4 protein-coding genes are annotated in these 1,569 nt (G+C 30.5%); all 4 read right to left on the bottom strand.

Annotated features, from left to right (window positions below; translation table 11 throughout):
* Nucleotides 1–158, bottom strand: a 158-nt coding sequence (locus Q428_RS16710; RefSeq protein ID WP_423219599.1) for a DDE-type integrase/transposase/recombinase, incomplete at its 3' end; no start/stop codon positions are given.
* A 9-nt stretch (nucleotides 159–167) separates the two neighbouring features.
* On the bottom strand, nucleotides 168–503 hold the full coding sequence (locus Q428_RS13965) for an IS3 family transposase (protein ID WP_084478417.1): 336 nt from the start codon (nucleotides 501–503) through the stop codon (nucleotides 168–170).
* Nucleotides 504–666: 163 nt separating this feature from the next.
* The gene (locus Q428_RS13960; protein ID WP_242847867.1) at nucleotides 667–1,206 is read right to left on the bottom strand and encodes an IS3 family transposase; all 540 of its coding nucleotides are present in this window, start codon (nucleotides 1,204–1,206) and stop codon (nucleotides 667–669) included.
* 17 nt (nucleotides 1,207–1,223) lie between these two features.
* Complete coding sequence (locus Q428_RS13955) at nucleotides 1,224–1,496, bottom strand: transposase (RefSeq protein ID WP_035382001.1); 273 nt, start codon at nucleotides 1,494–1,496, stop codon at nucleotides 1,224–1,226.
* Nucleotides 1,497–1,569: the final 73 nt, after the last annotated feature.

Genomic DNA, 1,569 nt, shown 5'->3' with positions numbered 1-1,569 from the left:
CTAGGTTTCTGAAATTCATAGGCATTTTTTACAGCTCTAATAGCTAGATTAGTATCCATTACCTTATCAAAGGCATAGCCTATGATTTTTCTACTATGAAGGTCCATTACAGAAGCAAGGTAGCACCATCCATCTCGCAAAGTATGGATATATGTAATATCTGTAACCTATTTTTCATTTATTGTAGTTGTGGAAAAATCTCTTTTTAATATGTTTTCCTTTTCTTCAACCTTTGTTTTAGATGAATAGGGCTTGTACTTCTTACAAACTATTGACTTTATCCCTAAATCATTCATAAACCTTTGAACTCTCTTTAAACTTATGGATTCTCCCTGATTTATTAGTATTTTATGGATCTTAGGAGCTCCATATCGTTTTTTATTATCATTATATATTTTAAGAATTTCTTCTTTTAATCTTTTATTTTCAATACTTCTTTTACTTTCAACTTTGTTAAGACTTTTGTAATAAGAGCTTCTTGAAACCTTAAGCAGTTTACACATTAGCTTAACATCATTCGCTGCTTAACTCTGATAAACTTTTTCCTGAATTATACAACTCCACTATTGTATTTTAAAATTCTTCGGAATATTTTCTTTGATTTCTTGCCATTTTATAGACACATCCTCTCTCTAATTTTATTTTAATATGTTCGAGTTATTGTGTCTATAAAACTATACTAACACCATTTTCTACAGCCTTTATAGCTAGTTCTGTATCCATAGTCTTTGAAAAAGCATAGCCAATAATCTTCTTTGTATGTAGATCCAAAACTGAAGCGAGATAGCACCAACCATCTTTATTTGTGTGGATATAAGTTATGTCAGTAACCCATTTTTCATTTATTGTAGTTGTTGAAAAATCTCTTTTCAAAACGTTTTCTCTTTCCTCTATTCTACTTTTTGAAGAGTGAGGTCTCAATTTTTTGATAATTATAGATTTTATATTTAGTTTTTTCATAATCCTTTGGACTCTCTTAAGACTTATAGCGTATCCTCTTTCTTCACGAAGTACTTTATGTATTTTAGGAGCACCATAACGGCCGTTACTTTCTTTATAGATATTCAGTATTTCTTCCACATACATCTTGTTTTCTATGCTTCTTTTGCTTTCGGTTTTGTGTAGGTACTTATAGAAAGAGCTTCTTGAAACTTTTAAAACTTCACACATTAACTTGATATCATGCTCTTTTTTATGCTCATTGATAAACTTGAAAATAGAGGTTACTTCTTTGCCAATATGGCCATGGCTTTTTTTAATATTTCATTTTCCTCCTCAAGCCTTGCCATCTTTTTTAACATTGCCTGATACTCTGCTGATGTTATACTTGTATCTTTATCCACAGTTATTGGTTTAGCTTTCTTAAGCCATCCATTGATTGTTGATTTTGATATGCCATATTCGCTACTAAGCTCTGCCAAACTCTTACCAGAATTATAGAGCTCTACAATTGTCTTTCTAAATTCTTCTGTATAATATTTTTGTCCTTTTGCCATTGTAGACACTTCCATCCCTTTTTATATTTTAAGACGTTCTACTTTTTGTGTCTACACTAATATACTAACATCA

This window comes from Fervidicella metallireducens AeB (assembly GCF_000601455.1).
Classification (GTDB): Bacteria; Bacillota; Clostridia; order Clostridiales; family Caloramatoraceae; genus Fervidicella; species Fervidicella metallireducens.
Note: the sequence above shows the minus strand (reverse complement) of the source record. Positions and strands in the feature narration are given on the sequence as shown.

Excerpts from the sequence above, each read along its gene's own strand:
- Q428_RS13965 (WP_084478417.1), bottom strand. The coding sequence starts at position 503 with ATGTGTAAACTGCTTAAGGTTTCAAGAAGCTCTTATTACAAAAGTCTT.
- Q428_RS13955 (WP_035382001.1), bottom strand. The coding sequence starts at position 1,496 with ATGGCAAAAGGACAAAAATATTATACAGAAGAATTTAGAAAGACAATT.